The sequence below is a fragment of the Colwellia sp. 6_MG-2023 genome (genome assembly GCF_030547765.1).
Classification (GTDB): Bacteria; Pseudomonadota; Gammaproteobacteria; order Enterobacterales; family Alteromonadaceae; genus Colwellia.
The window spans coordinates 1-16,473 of record NZ_JAUOPP010000043.1; the positions used below are offsets into that span (position 1 = coordinate 1).

Below are 16,473 nucleotides of genomic sequence, written 5' to 3' on the forward strand. Positions count from 1 at the left end.
AAGAAAATAAGCCAACCCTTAATATTAATGACGTAGAGAAGAATGCTATGGTTAGGGCTTAACCCGATCTGAGGTTATTTAGTTATTAACTCAATATTTGGAGTTATAACACCTTAGAATAAAGTACCGACACCACATCTGTTTTTTGCGTTTCATCCTTGTAATTCTTAACGAAAGACATACCCAACTTTTCCATTATCCGAATTGATGCGTCGTTATTTACATCTGCCGTGGCACTAAGCATTTTAATGTTTGGTTGTTCAGTTACTTTATCAGCAACGGCTTTGGCAGCTTCTGTTGCATAACCTTGCCCCCAGTTTTCTTCTTTAAAACGCCAACCTATTTCTATGTTATTAACATCGGGGAACTCACTCGATATATTTAATGGCTTTACCAGTATGTAACCAATAAAAACATCATTGCCCTTTACACTCACCTTCCAAAGCCCCCAATAATTTTTCTCATAGAGCTGTTGGCTTCCATCTTCATCCATTAATTTGATGTTTAATCTATTCGTATTTATTTCAAATTTGTTCATTAATTTGCTGCCAAAATTACATTTTTCATTGATCGTTAAGCAAAATAAAAGTGTAGTAGTTCGTTTTACATTCACCAATAACTATAGCCACTACATTAATTAAATTAGCTTCTAAATAATTTTAAATTCATAAATATCATTATGAATAAAATACCCGCTAATTAACAGGTAATCAAATAGTTAATTAACATTAACTAGGGCAGCCACATATAACTTACAGATCAGTTCTTAACTGAAGTTGAGGAGTCTGTAGTGTTCAAATTTGAGCGACTAAATTAAATCAACTATCTTTATTAATTATTAATCGGCATAACCACTGCCAATGGCACTAAATGGTAATTCAAGTTCAAGTTCTGGTACTTGAAGAGCAACCCAAGCGACAAAGGTATTACTATTTGGACCTGGAATAACACGGTATTCATTTGCCCAAGGATAAACCGCTATGGCGGCTTTAATTTGAGGGATAAGTTTAGCAGCCTTATCTCCTTTAATAGAAAGCAATAATTCAGGTTTTGATCCAAACCAATATCTATCTGGTGTCTCCGTTTCATATTCTCTTATAGCAGATAAGCCACGTTTTACTTGCCAACCTGTAACTTCATAAACACTATACTTAGCTGCTTTTTCTTCTTTAATTGCAATCCAAGGGTGAACTGCAAACCAACCACGCCAGCTATACGCATCGGCAGCATAAAACTCAATAATAGCTCTGCTATCTTCACTAGGAAGAGTAGCAATATCCGCAGACTCTCGGCTCGCTGTACGCCAATCAGTGTTTGAACAAGCACTAATAAACAATACAACACAAACAATAATCAAAGTTTTCATATACCGTACTTGTCCTATAAATTGTATTTCATTGAAGCCTTAAATGGCTTATCACTGTTTGTCGAGCGACTAAGTTAAGGTAAACAGTATTTTTTACCATAGCCACGCGAACAAAGACCGTTGCGACCCGCTGATGTTAATGGACTAACAGACATATTGTTCTCTAAAATAGTATTTTCATCTACAAAAACGTATCAAATATATCGTATTTTCCTGTTAAAACATAATAATCATCAATGACTTTAAGCAACTAACCTTGTTAATTTATTCCACTGATTTTGCTTGTTAATGTTTAACTCGTGACAACAGCTCTGTAATTTCTTTAACAACCATTTCAGGTTCATCGTTTTGAGGGTAGTGGTAGCTTTTATTTGTTAAAACAATTTTTCCCTGTGGAAAAGTATTTACCCAGTCTGAGTGCCATTGCCCCCACATATCGCGAGCTTGATCAGAAAAAAATAAAAGTGAAGGCTTTTCAAATTTCTTTGTAGATGCGATCACAGTTACGGGAATATCAGGTATAAGGGGATAATCAGGTAAAGGACGTTTTGACCAAAAATCTAGATATTGATTAGACATACCGTTGGCAAGGTCATCTAATTTTACTTGGGCTATTTCTTTTTCAGCTAGCGCTAAATCAATTTTACGCATTATATCAACGTCATGTTCTGAAGCTGGCTCAATCAGCATTAAAGCTGATACTTTATCAGGATAGGTTGACGAAAATATTCTAGCGATATAAGCACCATATGAATGCGCCACATAAACAACAGGTTGGTCAATTTTTAAAGCTCTTAACAATAAATAAGCTTCCTCTGCATACTCTTCAGAGGAATAATTTTTTTTAATTTTCTCTGAACCACCATTACCAATTCTTGAGTAACGAATAACTTTAGCGTTTTTAGCTAGGTTTTCGAAAATAGGATCCCAATCAGACAAACCAGCAGAGCCACCAGCTTCTAAGAAAACAACATGCTTTCCACTACCTTTAATTTCATATTCGACATCAAAACCTTTTACTTTGACTAAACTAATTTCAGCCGAAGCACTAAAAGCAATAATAGAGATTAAAAACAACAATCCGAGTTTCACTTAATTTCCTTAAACACTTACCGCCAGTTTAAGCGGTAAAGCATATTAAAATAAAACAGGTCAATTAGCGACTCAAGAAATTCTTCTAAACAGTCCCAAATATTTTATCGCCTGCATCACCTAAACCAGGCACTATATATCCTTTTTCGTTAAGGTGGCTGTCTACAGATGCAGTAAATATTTCGATGTCAGGATGAGCTTCAAGTGTTTTTGTAACCCCCTCAGGCGCGGCTACAAGTATAATTACTTTAATTTCTTTACATCCTGCTTTTTTAAGCATGTCGATAGTCGCAATCATTGAACCACCCGTTGCAAGCATTGGGTCAATTACTAGGCTCAAGCGTTCATCAATATTACCCACTAGCTTTTCAAAGTACGGAATTGGCTCTAATGTTTCTTCATTACGTTGCAGCCCTACTACACTTACCTTAGCAGCTGGCAATAATTGCATTACGCCGTCCATCATACCCAAGCCCGCACGCAAAATAGGCACTACCGTGATTTTTTTCCCTTTAATATGTTGCACATTTAATTTATTGCCATCCCAACTCGTTATTTCGTTATCTTCAAGTGGTAAGTTTTTAGTCGCTTCGTAAGTTAATAATGTACCTACTTCAGAGCACAATTCACGAAAACTTTTAGTGCTAATGCCATATGCGCGCATTAAGCCGAGTTTATGTTGAACAAGAGGGTGAGTAATAACGTGAATAGCCATGATAAAAAACCTACTAAGACAATAATTAGCGATATTTTATATTAAAAATGATTATTTGACCTGTAGTTTTCAAGAGATTTTAATATCCGGTGTCAAAACATATGGTTTTGCTTGATATTTATGCAAGAGTTTAGCAAAACCTGTTTATTCAATATTACTCGCTAACCAGTTGTTCACCTGTTTAAGCATATAGCTATTCATTTTTTGATGTTGTGGACTCCAGCCAGCTAAAAACCGATAAAAATCTGCCCATGCAGCAGGCCATAAAAAAAGCCAGTCGTTAGCTATTTTATCTGCGGGTGCTTTTGGATGATAAGTAGTAATTGCTGCTTTTAAATTATCAAAATAATATACAAGGTACTCATCAGCGTATTCATGTAATTGCTTATCACTAAAGCAACTGGTCATAAAATACATGACATCAATTACCCCACTACCTGCACCTATATATTGAAAATCATAACCGAGTATTTTACCACGCTCATTTGCTGCAAAGTTAGCAAGTTTCGCATCACCATGAACCAGCGTTTTGTACGCACAACTTTGTAGTTGCTCATCTATTTTATGTGCAACATTTTTAATATCGGACTTTTTATCTGCGCTTTCTTTTAGTTTGTTAAACTCATCAGGACGCGTGCTTAAATGCCAGTAGTTACCTTGTTGCCATAACCCGTCAGTGGGCTTATTTAAGTTAAATGCATGAAAGTGCGCAAGCCAATTTAATATCGCTTTAATGTGTTGTTGCCCAGCTTGAGCAAACCCATGCTTAGTGAAATCTTTAAATACCAATACATATTCATCATCTTTATTAATTGCCTTTATACATTCAATACTTTGCGCATATATTGGTAAATGCAGGCTATGTAACTTATAAAAATGATATTCAACACGATAAGAATCTTGTTTTCTTTTTAGTGCAAATGCACTTTGTTTAATTTTAGGATGCCTTATGTAGCTGGGTACCTTAATCGCTTTAATTACACAGGCTTTATCATCAAGCTGGCACTGCACAATACTGCCACATCCGCTCCAAAGTGATGTTAGCGTATCGACAATTTTAATGTGTTTAAAATGAAGTTGTACTAAAGGAAGGTAAAATGCCATAGCTATATTAAGTATTAGGTATTAAGTAATTAATTTTTTGTAGTTTAACATTAGAAGACGCTTTTAATAAAAGTACTTAATAGAAAAGCCTATATGATTTTGCACAATATTGATTAATGGATGTCGACTAATACACACTAAGACAAGCTAAACTAGCTGGCTATAATAGTGAGGAACGAGCACAGCCAGCTAGTTTTTTTGTTCGTTAAAGATCTTATGCGTTTTTTCGCAGTTCTTGATTATTTAACACGCTATTTTTGAACATATTGGTAACAATTTTCACGGTTGTCTTTCGTGAAACAAATCGAGGTATTAATGATGTTAAATAATTAACGCAACCAGATACGACATATATTCGATTTTTACCATAGGCATTTAATGCTGTGTTTACCACTTTTTCTGTTGATGAAAATTTCATTTGTGATGTATCAGCATCTGCTCTTTTCATAAAGTTAGATTCGGTTACACCTGGGCATAAAGCCATAACTCGAATATTTGTACCTAATAGTTCGCCTGATAAAGCTTCTGAAAAGTTTAAGACGAAAGCTTTACATGCACCATAGACAGCCTGGTAAGGTAAAGGTTGAAAAGATCCTGTAGAGCCAACATTAATAACACCGCCACTATTTTTTTCTAGCATGTGTGGAAGAAATAAATGAGTAAGTTCGACAAGCGCGTTCATATTGAGCATCATCATTTTATTATAGTTTGAAAAAGTTTCGCCAGAAAACTCACAAAACTTGCCAAAGCCGGCGTTATTTATTAGAAAATCTACTGATAACCCCATGCCCTCAACTTTTGAAAATAACAATTGGGCGCCATCGGACTCACTAAGGTCAACATCTATTGTTTTCACCCAAATACTCGGATTCTCAGACTGTAATGTTTTAGCTAATTCAACAAGAACACGGTTTGTTCTCGCTGTGATTATTAAGTTTGCATTTTGTTTGGCAAGTTGATGAGCAAATTCTTTACCAATACCAGAAGATGCCCCTGTAATTAATACCGTTTTGTTCTTGAAAGTTAAATTTTTCATTATAATTATCTCCTAAATAAATTTAGAAGAAACGATAACCCTTACCCCTAAGGGCAAGGTCAAGAAAATTCTTTAATTAAATCAATTTTAAATTGATTTAATTTTTTAATCTTAGATTGTAAGGCTTCAGATTTTTTTTCCAATTCGATTACTTTGTTATCGATATGAGCAGAAACAAGTGGAATAGGAAGTTTTTGATCAGTGATTTTTTTAGATACAATCTCTTTTAATTCATTAAGACTAAACCCTAGGGTTTGAGCTCTTCGAATCATATTTATGACCATTACGTCATGTTCAGTATAAGTTCGATAAGTCCCGCTTCTTTTTGGAGAGGGTATTAATTCTATCATTTCATAATGACGAATAGCCTTACGAGTAGCGCCAGTAAGTTCAGCAACTTGACCGATTAACAAATTATGAACTCCTATATTGATAAACGCACAACGCCATTTTACGTGGCAAATGATAGTTAGGTTATAATCATAAAGTAAAACCAACTGTATTTGGTTTTTATTTAACAGATTATTATATTTTCTATGCTACAAACTATCAATTTGCTTAAAATAACGAGTTAACGCCAAAATTACGATAGCTATTATAGGTAATAGAACTGCCCCTATTTTTAGATATAAATCAGAAATAGTTTCAAACGCTGTATTACCTAGGATTAACCCAAGCCCTATTCCAGTAAGCACCCCAAAAACTGGCAAAAGAATAAGTAATAATTTTAATGTAGATTTTACACTCATTTTATTTGAGTGTATAACGGCTGTATCCAAGATTGACTTCCTTTCAGAAAAAATAACAGCTTATTATGTGTCACCAGTTATTTAATTGTTAAATATCAACAAGGTAAGGAAATAAAAAAAATGTAGAACATATGTATACATTAAGTCAACTTAAAGACCATAGTAAATTTTGATTTGCTCTTTAAGCTGTAGACGAAGTGAATTGCTATTATCGACACGAAGCTGTTTAGTGGATACTAGGTTAAACCCTACGTCTTCATTACAGTTTCCAACACCGCTGTTATGAATCAAAATAAAATTAGAATGACTAAGGCCTTTTCCTTTATTTAATCCCATAAGGTAGCCGATTTCGTGGTAAACGTTTTTATTACCTTTTGTTAAATCAGCAATCAATAAACCACAGCTTTTAATGAGCGATAGGATCTCATCGTTAATATCATATGAATATCCTGTATTAAATTGATCAATCCTGATTTCACGGATACCGATATTTTCATTATGTTCAGCATTCACTTCATCAACAGCATTCTTAATGGCTTCAAAATTTTGCTGGGTATCTTCTGAGAATTGCATAGAGATAAATATTTCTTTTCTTTTCTTTTCTTTTCGAGTCTGCAATTTTATTGAAAATCTTAACAAACCCAGAAATGTCTAAATCATTTAGCTCAAAAATATGGTTTTTAAGCACCCAGTTCCTAAACAAATGAACTTTTTGTGGAGAAGTCTTTTGATAATTGATAAATGCACCGAGTAAGCCTGCACTAGAAGTCTCTGTAAGTTTGGTCATACTAAAAAGGTTATTTACACTACTTAATAGCGTAGTAAATATATCTATTGTGGACTCATTTTCTTGTATTAAGTCTTTGTTAATTAAATACTTGAGCGTATCAACTAGGAATGTCCTTGTATCAGGCTCAATGGCATTTCTTAAATGTGGGATATAGGCGTAATTAAGTTGTTCCTTAATCTTACGAGCTAGGTATGTAGTGGTACAGTGATTTTGGCCACCTAATTAGAGGTGTTATTATACACCTCATCAAACTTTAGATGCGCTTTAAAGATGCATTAGCATTATTAGAATCTTATGCGGGGTTACAAACTCATCGTTCTTGGTGGGTAGCAATTGATGCTATTACAACGGCACAACGTGATGGACGAAAAGTATCTCTTAATTTATCAAATTCATTGACTGTACCTGTATCTCGTACTTATATGAAAAACATTACAGCATTAAACCTACTATGATTTCTTTAAAAATAAACAACAGAGTCAATTAACGAGGACAATGAATTAGGACCCCCGCTTATAGAAATTTGCATTAAAATTTGAGCTACTCACCTCATGAATTTGTGAGATAACTATCAGGCATTGTTAATATATGATTTAAATTTTCTAAAAATTAACGGATATATTTATAATGCCTCCCCCTAAGAGTATTCAACCTAAATTGTCGTATCAGATTAACGTAGAATAGTGTATAATCGCGCGCATTATTTTATGGTTATTGTATTTGATTTCTTCAATGAAGCCTTTGCTTAATAAATCACTTACTCACGCCTAATAATTAACAACATTAAACGGAATACATCATGCTTGCAGCAAATAATATTACCCAACAGTTTGGGGCTAAACCTCTATTTGAAAATATTTCACAAAAATTTGGTGGCGGAAATCGCTACGGTTTAATCGGTGCCAATGGTTGTGGTAAATCAACCTTTATGAAAATTTTAGGTGGTGATTTAGAACAAACCTCTGGCAATGTAAGCCTAGATACTGGTGAACGTTTGGGTAAGTTACGTCAAGACCAGTTCGCATTTGAAACATCGAGCGTTATTGATACCGTGATTATGGGTCATACTGAACTTTGGGCGGTAAAAGAAGAACGTGACCGTATTTATGCTTTACCTGAAATGAGTGAAGCTGACGGCATGAAAGTTGGTGACTTAGAATCAGAATATGCTGAAATGGATGGCTATAGTGCTGAAGCACGCGCTGGTGAATTACTCATTGGTGTTGGCATTCCTGTTGAACAACATTACGGATTAATGAGTGAAATTGCACCTGGCTTCAAATTACGTATATTATTGGCACAAGCACTATTTTCAGATCCTGATATTTTATTACTTGATGAGCCAACCAACAACTTGGATATTCATACAATTCAATGGTTAGAAGAAACCTTAAATGAACGTAATTCAACGATGATTATCATTTCTCATGATAGACATTTCTTAAACAGTGTTTGTACTCACATGGCTGATTTAGATTACGGTGAGCTACGTGTTTATCCAGGTAACTATGATGAATATATGTTAGCGGCTACTCAAGCGCGCGCACGTTTATTAGCAGACAATGCCAAGAAAAAAGCACAAATTGGTGAGCTACAAGCTTTCGTTGCTCGTTTCTCTGCCAACGCATCTAAAGCAAAACAAGCAACTTCTCGCGCTAAACAAATTGATAAGATTCAATTAGACGAAGTTAAAGCATCAAGTCGTAGCAACCCATTTATTCGTTTTGAACAAGAAAAGAAATTATTCCGTAACGCTTTAGTTATTGAAAAAGCAAATAAAAGTTTTGATGAAAATCATATACTAAAAGATATTTCAGCCTTGATTGAAGTAGGTGAACGTGTCGCTATTATTGGTGAAAACGGTATTGGTAAAACTACCTTTTTACGTGCTTTAATGAGTGATGTTGGTTATGAACTTGATTCTGGTGAGTTTACTTGGTCTGAAAACGTTAATATTGGTTATTATGCTCAAGATCATGAATTTGAATTTGAAAACGACATGAACCTATTTGAGTGGATGAGCCAATGGCGTCAACCAACGGATGATGAACAAGCAGTTCGTGGTTACTTAGGCCGTTTATTATTCTCTGCTGATGATATTAAAAAGAACGTGAGCGTATTATCTGGTGGTGAAAAAGGTCGTATGTTATTTGGTAAGCTAATGATGCAAAAACCAAATATTTTAGTACTTGATGAGCCAACCAACCACATGGACATGGAGTCTATTGAATCATTAAACATGGCGCTTGAAAGCTATGAAGGCACATTGTTATTTGTTAGTCATGACCGTGAGTTTGTTTCAACAATTGCAACGCGTGTTATTGAATTAACAACCGACGGTTATGTTGACTTTGCCGGTACTTACGACGAGTACTTAGCAAGCAAAGCCTAAAATTTCATCCTTTTATAATACAAGGTAAGTCTCTTAATAAGATTACCTTGTATTATTATCGAATAGATTTAGCTAAATTTCACTATAACTGACTCTATTCTCTACCCTATTTATAAACTCAGATATGATGTGTTTTAAGGATTTTTTTTGTTAAGTTACCGTCACGCTTTTCATGCAGGAAACTTTGCTGATGTACTCAAGCATAGCGTACTAACACTTGTACTTGACTATATGACTCGTAAAGAGAAAGGCTTTCATTATATTGATAGCCACTCTGGCGCGGGCATGTATCAATTAGAAGATGAATATGCACAGAAAACAGGGGAGTATAAAGAAGGTATTGCCAAGTTAATCAATGAATCTGCTATACCTGAATCTCTTCAGCCTTATATTGATTTAATTAAATCATTAAACCCAAGTAGCACAAACACTGACGTGAACGATTTAACGTTATATCCGGGTTCTCCGGGCATTGCTAAACGTTTTATGCGCCGACAAGACAGTACTCACTTATTTGAACTACACCCTACAGACATTGAACATTTAAATGATTTTTGTTATCGCTGGAAAAAAGTGTTCGTTAAGCAAAGTGATGGTTATCAAGGTGTTTTAGGTTTAGTACCACCACCAAGTCGTCGTGGTGTTGTATTAATAGACCCACCATACGAGCTAAAAGAAGACTATAACAAAGCCGTTCAAACAATTATTAAAGCTTATACAAAGTTTGCTACTGGTACTTATATTCTTTGGTATCCGGTTGTTAAACGAGAGCTTGTTGAGCAGATGAGTTATACGTTTAGCAAAAGTGCGGTTAAAAATGTTTTACAAGTAGAATTTTGCTTAGAAAATGATACTGACAAATATGGAATGACTGGCACAGGGTTATTTATTGTTAATCCACCATGGCAATTGTCGGAACAACTTGATGAAATATTACCTTTCATGAAAAGCAAGTTAGGCACTAACAACACAAGTTATACCGTTAAACAGTTAATTCCTGAATAAAATAAATTCTGTTCAATTTATTTCAATTAAGATTTATCTCAATGATAGCTTCTCTCAATCATGGCTTCCCTTTACCATAATAAAGGTATGCATGATTGAGAGGAAAATTGTTTAAGTTAGGTTAGTACGATTAAAATAAACTAAAATATAAGCTACACAATTGGCTGATAACTTTTCACTTGATTAAACTCAAGCCCTTTCAGTATAAATAAATCGTCAACATAAAAATTGTCGGCACTACAAGCTTGCCACCATAGTTTCCAAGTTTCATCCGTTACTGTTTCATCAACTAAAACTCTAGGCGGTAATGGAGCAACTAAGCTTCCCATCGACATCTGTGAACCATAAGGCGTGCGTCTTTTTATCATTTGAGGCTCTAATTTAGTAGGATCATCTAAGCCCATACTGCCAACTAACTCAAAAAAGCTCTCTAGCGTATTATGATGAAAATACTTCACACGTTCACTTTTAACTTCAACATCAATCGCTTTCGCTCTTGCGGGATCTTGTGTTGCAATACCGGTTGGACAACGGTTAGTATTACAGTGTCTTGATTGAATACAACCAATGGCTAACATCATACTTCTTGCAGCATTCACAAGATCTGCACCTGCAGCTATTTTAGAAAGTAATTCAAAGCTTGATGCCGTTTTACCTGATGCGATAATTTTTATCTTATCTCGAAGGCCAACACCAATTAGTGCATTATGTACAATACTTACGCCCTCTAAACAAATCAAGCCTAAGCGATTAGCAAATTCAACTGGCGCAGCACCAGTACCGCCTTCAGCACCATCAACAGTAATAAAATCAGGCGTAATACCCGTTGCTAACATAGCCTTACAAAGACTTAAAAATTCAGCGGGATTACCAATACACAACTTAAAACCAATAGGTTTACCGCCACTTAACTCGCGCAATTGCTGAACAAACGCCAATAAAGCTTTAGGTGTGGTACATTCAGGGTTAACCGCAGGAGAAACACAGTCTCTGTCTTTTGGAATATGCCTAATACGAGCAATTTCATCGGTAATTTTTGCTTTTGGTAAAACACCACCATGACCCGGCTTAGCCCCCTGGCTTAACTTTATTTCTATCATTTTAACTTGTGGTAAGGCTGCCGTTTTTTTAAAGTTATCAGGATCAAAGCGCCCGCTTTCATCACGACAACCAAACAAACCTGTGCCTAATTGCCAAACCACATCGCCACCATGTTTTAAATGATACGGACTTGCGCCACCTTCACCAGTATTATGATAACAACCTGCTTTTTTTGCTCCTAAATTAAATGCTTCAATAGCGTTCTTACTTAATGAGCCAAAACTCATCGCTGAAATATTTAAATAAGAAGCTAAATAAGGTTGTTTACAACTATCCCCTCCAATCAGTACTTTTTTCGCGCTTTCTTTTATATGTACGGGTGATAAAGAATGCCATAAGCTTAAATAATTATCTTCCAACAAGTTGCGTTGCGTACCAAAAGCAATGGTATCAAGTTCATTTTTCGCACGGCGATAAACTAATGTACGTTGCTCGCGATTAAAAGGAAGCTCTTCGGTGTTATTGGCGATAAAGTACTGCTGTATTTCTACTCGAAAAGATTCTAGAAAATAACGTAAATAAGCTGCAACAGGGTAAAGTCTATTTAAACTATGACGACTATAAAACACATCATAAAGCCCAACAACACTGTACAGCATAGTGACCAACAATAAGATTAAACTAAAAACACTTGGGCTTTGTATATATAAGTAGCCAGCTGAAAAATTACCTAAGGTAACAATTAACCAGAGAAATTTTTGCATTATGGTCATGAAATTTTCCTATGAAATGAAAACAATTATTTTAATAATAATTCGTGTATTCTTTCTTAAATACTATCATTATTTATTTGGTTTTTTATATAAATTCTAAATAATCAAGGCTTAAACATTTACTGTGCTTAGTTTCCATATTACTCAAGTCGAGCAATACTGGTCGCAAAAATAGTATTTAAGGCATAAAAAAAGCAACTAATGTTGCTTTTTAACGGTAATATCATTCTAAAAAATACCTACAAGTTAAACTAATAGCTTAATCCTGTTCTTTTTTAGTGCTATCTTCTATTTCCGCAGGTGTTAATGCTTTTTTACGCTTAATAATTTTCATTGCGCCAGCATCTTGTATATCAAGAAATGTTTTCTTAATAACTTTTCTTGGTCTATTGTCAGCAACCTTTTTACTCTTATTAACGACTGGTTTTGCTTTCTCTACTCTAGGTTTTTTCGGTTTCAAACCTTTAAAACTTACTTTGATACCTTCAACTTTATTAAAGCTAATTTTTTGTTGTAAGAAAGCTTCTACGTTTTTAAAGCTTAACCAATCATTAGGGCCAACCAATGAAATTGAATCTCCTTTTGTGCCCGCACGACCGGTGCGACCAATACGGTGAACAAATTCTTCAGTATGTTTAGGCATATCAAAATTAATAACATGAGAGACATTTACCAAATCAAGTCCGCGTGAAGCTAAATCTGTTGTTACTAATATTTTATGGTGTCCTTTAGCAAAGCTTTCCATTATCTGATTACGTTGACCTTGGTTTAGCTCACCACTTAACGCTACTGCATTAAGTTTTTCTTCAGATAACATTTTAGCTAAACGCTCGGTATCACTACGTGTTGCCGTAAAGATGATAACTTGTTGTGTTGTTTCACTCGTTAAAAAGTGCTGTAACAACGCTTCTTTTTGCGTCAAATTATCTGCAAGATAAAAGCGTTTGGTAATATCTAAATGTTCACTATGCCCAGCATTAATGGCAATACGCTTAGGTTTTTTCAATAATTCAGTGGCAAATTCATTCACTTGTGCATGGTCAAGTGTTGCTGAAAATAACAATGTTTGGCGTTTACGATGATTAGCGGCTTTATTTATTTGGCTCAACTCTTTACTGAAGCCTAAATCAAGCATGCGATCTGCTTCATCTAGAATTAATAATTCTAAGCCGTTTAAATAAAAGTGTCCTTGCGTTAAATGATCAGCTAACCGTCCTGGAGTTGCAACAATAAAGTGTGGCTCTTTCTCTAACACCTTTACTTGATCATTAAAGTTTTCACCACCTAAAATTAATACCGCTTTAAATTGCGTATTGGCAGTAAACAAGCGCAGTTGACTAAAGACTTGTTTTGCAAGCTCTCGTGTTGGCGTTAAAATCACAACACGAGGATCACGCTTAGACAAGGCTCTATTTTTCGTTAAGCGCTGAATTGCAGGTATAACAAAGGCTAAGGTTTTACCCGAGCCTGTTTTAGAAGAAGCAATTAAGTCATGCCCCGCCATTGCGGCAGGAATTGCCTGTTGCTGAATTTGTGTTGGTTCTTTAAAACCAAGGTGTTGAACAGTACTCATTAAAGTATTATCTAAACCAAGATCGCTAAATTGCAAATTTTTCTCCGAAAAAAGTAAGTATTACAGCCGTATTATAACCTGCATCGATACATTTATAACTAATAAATATTGCAAAAATTGACTTAATCAATATCTCTATGACGTTAACATCTACTGCCATGTAATAAAATAAAGATTAATTGATTTAACGCAAGTTATATAGCTTGTTTTTTTATTACCCTTTAATAGTAAATTCCTATATTTGGGGGATAAAATATGATGAATCAAATTCCAATCATTAACATATCAACTAATGCGCTTGTTACTACACCACATAAAGCTAAGTCATGTATATCTACACCAATAAAATCTGAAGCACGTAAACCTAAACCAACTAATGCAATGATTGATTTAATTACCCAAGTACGGCAAGATTTTCCATTCACTTTACCTGAAGCACAAATTTGTGCAGGTAAATGCGTCGGTTGTCCTAAAAAATTATTAGAGCTAGCTGACACTGAACTTTCAGAGTGGGAATCACGTATAGATCGAGGTGAAACTCCATTATTGGGGGATATTTCTCGCTTAGGTAAGTTATGTAAAAATATACGTAGAGGCTTAATCAGAAACGGCTTAGTACATTAAACCACTCGCATAACATTTGGGTTAGTTATATATTATTAATGCGCTTAAACGAAAAAAGGTAACAACCTTTAGATTGTTACCTTTTTAACATTTGCTTATTCTACAGCTTAGCTTAATTTAGCTTTGTGATTTAACCTGCTGTAATTCTTTCTTCAACAACAATAAGTGCTTGCTCAATACGCTCAATAACTTTACTTTGATCTAATAACGCTAGCGTAATATCAAGTGACGGTGAATTACCACCACCTGTAGCAGCAACTCGAAGTGGCATTCCAACTTTGCCCATGCCTACTTCTAACTCTTCTGCAGTATCGTTAATAGCCGCATGAATCAATGCTGGTTGCCAATCAGTTAATGCTGCAAGTTTTGCTTTAACTAATAATAAAGGCTCTTTTACTACTGGGCGCAAATGTTTTTTAACGGCTTTAGCATCAAGCTCAGAGAAGTCTTCATAAAAATAACGCGATATTTCTGCCATTTCTTTCAATGTTTTAACACGATCTGCTTGTATTTTTACAATTTCAGCAAGTGCAGGTCCATTACTCGTATCAATACCTTGATCTTTCATGTGCCAAGCAAGATGCTCTGCTACATATTCAGGGTCCATTGTTTTCATATAATGTTGGTTTACCCAAATAAGCTTATCGGTATTAAATCCAGATGGCGCACGGTTACAATCTTTTAAATCAAATAACTCGATCATTTCTTCGCGAGAAAAAATTTCTTTGTCACCATGTGACCAACCTAAACGTACTAAATAATTTAATAATGCTTCTGGTAAATAACCGTCATCACGGTATTGCATTACACTTACTGCGCCATGACGTTTAGATAAACGTTTACCATCATCACCTAAAATCATTGGAATATGTGCATATTCAGGAATTGTAGCGCCAAGTGCTGCCAGAATATTAATTTGTTTAGGTGTATTAGAGATATGATCATCACCACGAACAACATGAGTGACTTTCATATCCCAGTCATCAACAACAACAGTAAGGTTATAAGTTGGAGTTCCATCAGAACGTGCAATGATTAAATCATCAAGCTGGTCGTTACTAATAGTTATATCACCTTTAACCATATCTTTAATAACAACGTCACCGCCGATTGGATTTTTAAAACGAATTACAAAAGGTTTGTCTTCAGGGTAATCAGTACGTTCTCGCCATAAGCCATTATACTTTTCTATTTCGCCTTTAGCTTTGGCTTCTTCACGCATTGCATCAACTTCTTCAGCAGTACTATAACAACGGTATGCATTACCAGAAGCTAATAACTGTTCAATAACTTCTTTATAACGATCAAAACGTTCAGTTTGAAAGTAAGGACCATGAGTCCATTCTAGGTTCAACCAATTCATACCATCCATAATGGCATCAACAGAAGCTTGTGTTGAACGTTCTAAATCGGTGTCTTCAATGCGAAGAATAAAGTCACCGCCATTCTTTTTAGCATAAAGCCAACTATATAAAGCAGTACGAGCACCACCAACATGTAAATAACCGGTAGGACTAGGGGCAAAACGAGTAGTTAAAGTCATAAAATTCTCAATATGAAAAAAACTAGGCTATATAAAGAAGCAGCCTAGAAAATAAATAGGTCTAAAATTGGCGACATTTTAACACTGTGCTTGTGCGAATTCACCTGTTAACAGAATTTGTTTACAACTAATCTCTAATATTGCGCAAAGATTTCAACGATAATGTCGACAAAAACACCGTTATGCGCAAAAAAAAATCAAACAATCACTTTTTCGAAAAAAATTAGTGTTTTTAGTAGTTTTTATGTTGACAGTATTTTGGATCTCCCTATAATACGCACCCACAGAGACGGACGATTAGCTCAGTTGGGAGAGCACCGCCCTTACAAGGCGGGGGTCACTGGTTCAAGCCCAGTATCGTCCACCATCTTTATTTAAGATGCTTTGTTACGGTTTCGAGTACCGTCCATTTAAAATGTGTAAACTCGAAGATAGATATATACTGCGGAGTGGTAGTTCAGTTGGTTAGAATACCGGCCTGTCACGCCGGGGGTCGCGGGTTCGAGTCCCGTCCACTCCGCCACTTATATCCATCAAAACGGGTTCGAGTCCCGTACATTATTAATAGTGTCAAACTCGAAGATATGTATATTCTGCGGAGTGGTAGTTCAGTTGGTTAGAATACCGGCCTGTCACGCCGGGGGTCGCGGGTTCGAGTCCCGTCCACTCC

Annotated in this window: 16 protein-coding genes and 3 tRNA genes; 7 read left to right on the top strand and 12 right to left on the bottom strand. The window is 35.4% G+C overall.

Annotated elements, in window-relative coordinates:
* Positions 1-103 precede the first annotated feature (103 nt).
* The 9 genes from Q4503_RS18270 to Q4503_RS18310 form a co-directional block, all read right to left on the bottom strand.
* Positions 104-538 (bottom strand): GNAT family N-acetyltransferase, encoded by a 435-nt coding sequence (locus tag Q4503_RS18270; RefSeq protein ID WP_303603130.1) that lies wholly within the window; start codon positions 536-538, stop codon positions 104-106.
* 300 nt (positions 539-838) lie between these two features.
* Positions 839-1,366, bottom strand: a complete 528-nt coding sequence (locus tag Q4503_RS18275; RefSeq protein ID WP_303603131.1) for a DUF3750 domain-containing protein — start codon at positions 1,364-1,366, stop codon at positions 839-841.
* Between the two features lie 285 nt (positions 1,367-1,651).
* The gene (locus Q4503_RS18280) at positions 1,652-2,458 is read right to left on the bottom strand and encodes an alpha/beta fold hydrolase (RefSeq protein WP_303603132.1); all 807 of its coding nucleotides are present in this window, start codon (positions 2,456-2,458) and stop codon (positions 1,652-1,654) included.
* A gap of 85 nt (positions 2,459-2,543) precedes the next feature.
* Positions 2,544-3,173: a uracil phosphoribosyltransferase gene (gene upp / locus Q4503_RS18285; protein WP_215974604.1), complete on the bottom strand. Its 630-nt coding sequence runs from the start codon at positions 3,171-3,173 to the stop codon at positions 2,544-2,546.
* A 144-nt stretch (positions 3,174-3,317) separates the two neighbouring features.
* The gene (locus Q4503_RS18290) at positions 3,318-4,277 is read right to left on the bottom strand and encodes a phosphotransferase (RefSeq protein WP_303603133.1); all 960 of its coding nucleotides are present in this window, start codon (positions 4,275-4,277) and stop codon (positions 3,318-3,320) included.
* Between the two features lie 214 nt (positions 4,278-4,491).
* The gene (locus Q4503_RS18295; RefSeq protein ID WP_303603134.1) at positions 4,492-5,313 is read right to left on the bottom strand and encodes an SDR family oxidoreductase; all 822 of its coding nucleotides are present in this window, start codon (positions 5,311-5,313) and stop codon (positions 4,492-4,494) included.
* A 59-nt stretch (positions 5,314-5,372) separates the two neighbouring features.
* Positions 5,373-5,726 (bottom strand): MerR family transcriptional regulator, encoded by a 354-nt coding sequence (locus Q4503_RS18300; protein WP_303603135.1) that lies wholly within the window; start codon positions 5,724-5,726, stop codon positions 5,373-5,375.
* 126 nt (positions 5,727-5,852) lie between these two features.
* The gene (locus Q4503_RS18305; protein ID WP_303603136.1) at positions 5,853-6,092 is read right to left on the bottom strand and encodes a hypothetical protein; all 240 of its coding nucleotides are present in this window, start codon (positions 6,090-6,092) and stop codon (positions 5,853-5,855) included.
* Between the two features lie 120 nt (positions 6,093-6,212).
* Positions 6,213-6,680: a hypothetical protein gene (locus tag Q4503_RS18310; protein ID WP_303603137.1), complete on the bottom strand. Its 468-nt coding sequence runs from the start codon at positions 6,678-6,680 to the stop codon at positions 6,213-6,215.
* Positions 6,681-7,109: 429 nt separating this feature from the next.
* Here Q4503_RS18310 and Q4503_RS18315 point away from each other — a divergent pair, with 429 nt between their 5' ends.
* The 3 genes from Q4503_RS18315 to Q4503_RS18325 all read left to right on the top strand — a co-directional run bounded on the left by Q4503_RS18315 (position 7,110) and on the right by Q4503_RS18325 (position 10,249).
* Positions 7,110-7,307, top strand: a complete 198-nt coding sequence (locus Q4503_RS18315; protein WP_303603138.1) for a LytTR family DNA-binding domain-containing protein — start codon at positions 7,110-7,112, stop codon at positions 7,305-7,307.
* A 344-nt stretch (positions 7,308-7,651) separates the two neighbouring features.
* Positions 7,652-9,244, top strand: coding sequence for an ABC-F family ATPase (locus Q4503_RS18320; RefSeq protein ID WP_215974607.1), 1,593 nt, complete (start codon positions 7,652-7,654; stop codon positions 9,242-9,244).
* Between the two features lie 147 nt (positions 9,245-9,391).
* Positions 9,392-10,249 (top strand): 23S rRNA (adenine(2030)-N(6))-methyltransferase RlmJ, encoded by an 858-nt coding sequence (locus Q4503_RS18325; protein WP_215974608.1) that lies wholly within the window; start codon positions 9,392-9,394, stop codon positions 10,247-10,249.
* 152 nt (positions 10,250-10,401) lie between these two features.
* On the opposite strand, the gene Q4503_RS18330 is transcribed toward Q4503_RS18325, so the two are convergent.
* Both Q4503_RS18330 and Q4503_RS18335 read right to left on the bottom strand, forming a co-directional pair.
* Positions 10,402-12,063: an FMN-binding glutamate synthase family protein gene (locus Q4503_RS18330; RefSeq protein ID WP_215974609.1), complete on the bottom strand. Its 1,662-nt coding sequence runs from the start codon at positions 12,061-12,063 to the stop codon at positions 10,402-10,404.
* A gap of 259 nt (positions 12,064-12,322) precedes the next feature.
* Positions 12,323-13,672 (bottom strand): DEAD/DEAH box helicase, encoded by a 1,350-nt coding sequence (locus Q4503_RS18335; RefSeq protein WP_215974610.1) that lies wholly within the window; start codon positions 13,670-13,672, stop codon positions 12,323-12,325.
* A gap of 219 nt (positions 13,673-13,891) precedes the next feature.
* On the opposite strand from Q4503_RS18335, the gene Q4503_RS18340 reads away from it, so the two are divergent.
* Positions 13,892-14,260 (top strand): hypothetical protein, encoded by a 369-nt coding sequence (locus Q4503_RS18340; RefSeq protein ID WP_354668423.1) that lies wholly within the window; start codon positions 13,892-13,894, stop codon positions 14,258-14,260.
* A gap of 130 nt (positions 14,261-14,390) precedes the next feature.
* Here the strand turns inward: Q4503_RS18340 and gltX are convergent, their stop codons facing one another.
* The gene (gltX, locus tag Q4503_RS18345) at positions 14,391-15,803 is read right to left on the bottom strand and encodes a glutamate--tRNA ligase (RefSeq protein WP_215974611.1); all 1,413 of its coding nucleotides are present in this window, start codon (positions 15,801-15,803) and stop codon (positions 14,391-14,393) included.
* A gap of 291 nt (positions 15,804-16,094) precedes the next feature.
* On the opposite strand from gltX, the gene Q4503_RS18350 reads away from it, so the two are divergent.
* The 3 genes from Q4503_RS18350 (at position 16,095) to Q4503_RS18360 (ending at position 16,473) form a co-directional block, all read left to right on the top strand.
* A tRNA-Val gene (locus tag Q4503_RS18350) sits at positions 16,095-16,170 on the top strand.
* A gap of 79 nt (positions 16,171-16,249) precedes the next feature.
* A tRNA-Asp gene (locus Q4503_RS18355) sits at positions 16,250-16,326 on the top strand.
* A gap of 74 nt (positions 16,327-16,400) precedes the next feature.
* Positions 16,401-16,473 (top strand) — tRNA-Asp (locus Q4503_RS18360).

What these genes read in the sequence shown, in the direction of transcription:
- Q4503_RS18320 (WP_215974607.1), top strand. Translation starts at nt 7,652, where the DNA reads ATGCTTGCAGCAAATAATATTACCCAACAGTTTGGGGCTAAACCTCTA.
- Q4503_RS18275 (WP_303603131.1), bottom strand. Translation starts at nt 1,366, where the DNA reads ATGAAAACTTTGATTATTGTTTGTGTTGTATTGTTTATTAGTGCTTGT.
- gltX (WP_215974611.1), bottom strand. Translation starts at nt 15,803, where the DNA reads ATGACTTTAACTACTCGTTTTGCCCCTAGTCCTACCGGTTATTTACAT.
- Q4503_RS18340 (WP_354668423.1), top strand. Translation starts at nt 13,892, where the DNA reads ATGATGAATCAAATTCCAATCATTAACATATCAACTAATGCGCTTGTT.
- Q4503_RS18270 (WP_303603130.1), bottom strand. Translation starts at nt 538, where the DNA reads ATGAACAAATTTGAAATAAATACGAATAGATTAAACATCAAATTAATG.
- Q4503_RS18330 (WP_215974609.1), bottom strand. Translation starts at nt 12,063, where the DNA reads ATGACCATAATGCAAAAATTTCTCTGGTTAATTGTTACCTTAGGTAAT.
- Q4503_RS18290 (WP_303603133.1), bottom strand. Translation starts at nt 4,277, where the DNA reads ATGGCATTTTACCTTCCTTTAGTACAACTTCATTTTAAACACATTAAA.
- upp (WP_215974604.1), bottom strand. Translation starts at nt 3,173, where the DNA reads ATGGCTATTCACGTTATTACTCACCCTCTTGTTCAACATAAACTCGGC.
- Q4503_RS18295 (WP_303603134.1), bottom strand. Translation starts at nt 5,313, where the DNA reads ATGAAAAATTTAACTTTCAAGAACAAAACGGTATTAATTACAGGGGCA.
- Q4503_RS18315 (WP_303603138.1), top strand. Translation starts at nt 7,110, where the DNA reads ATGCGCTTTAAAGATGCATTAGCATTATTAGAATCTTATGCGGGGTTA.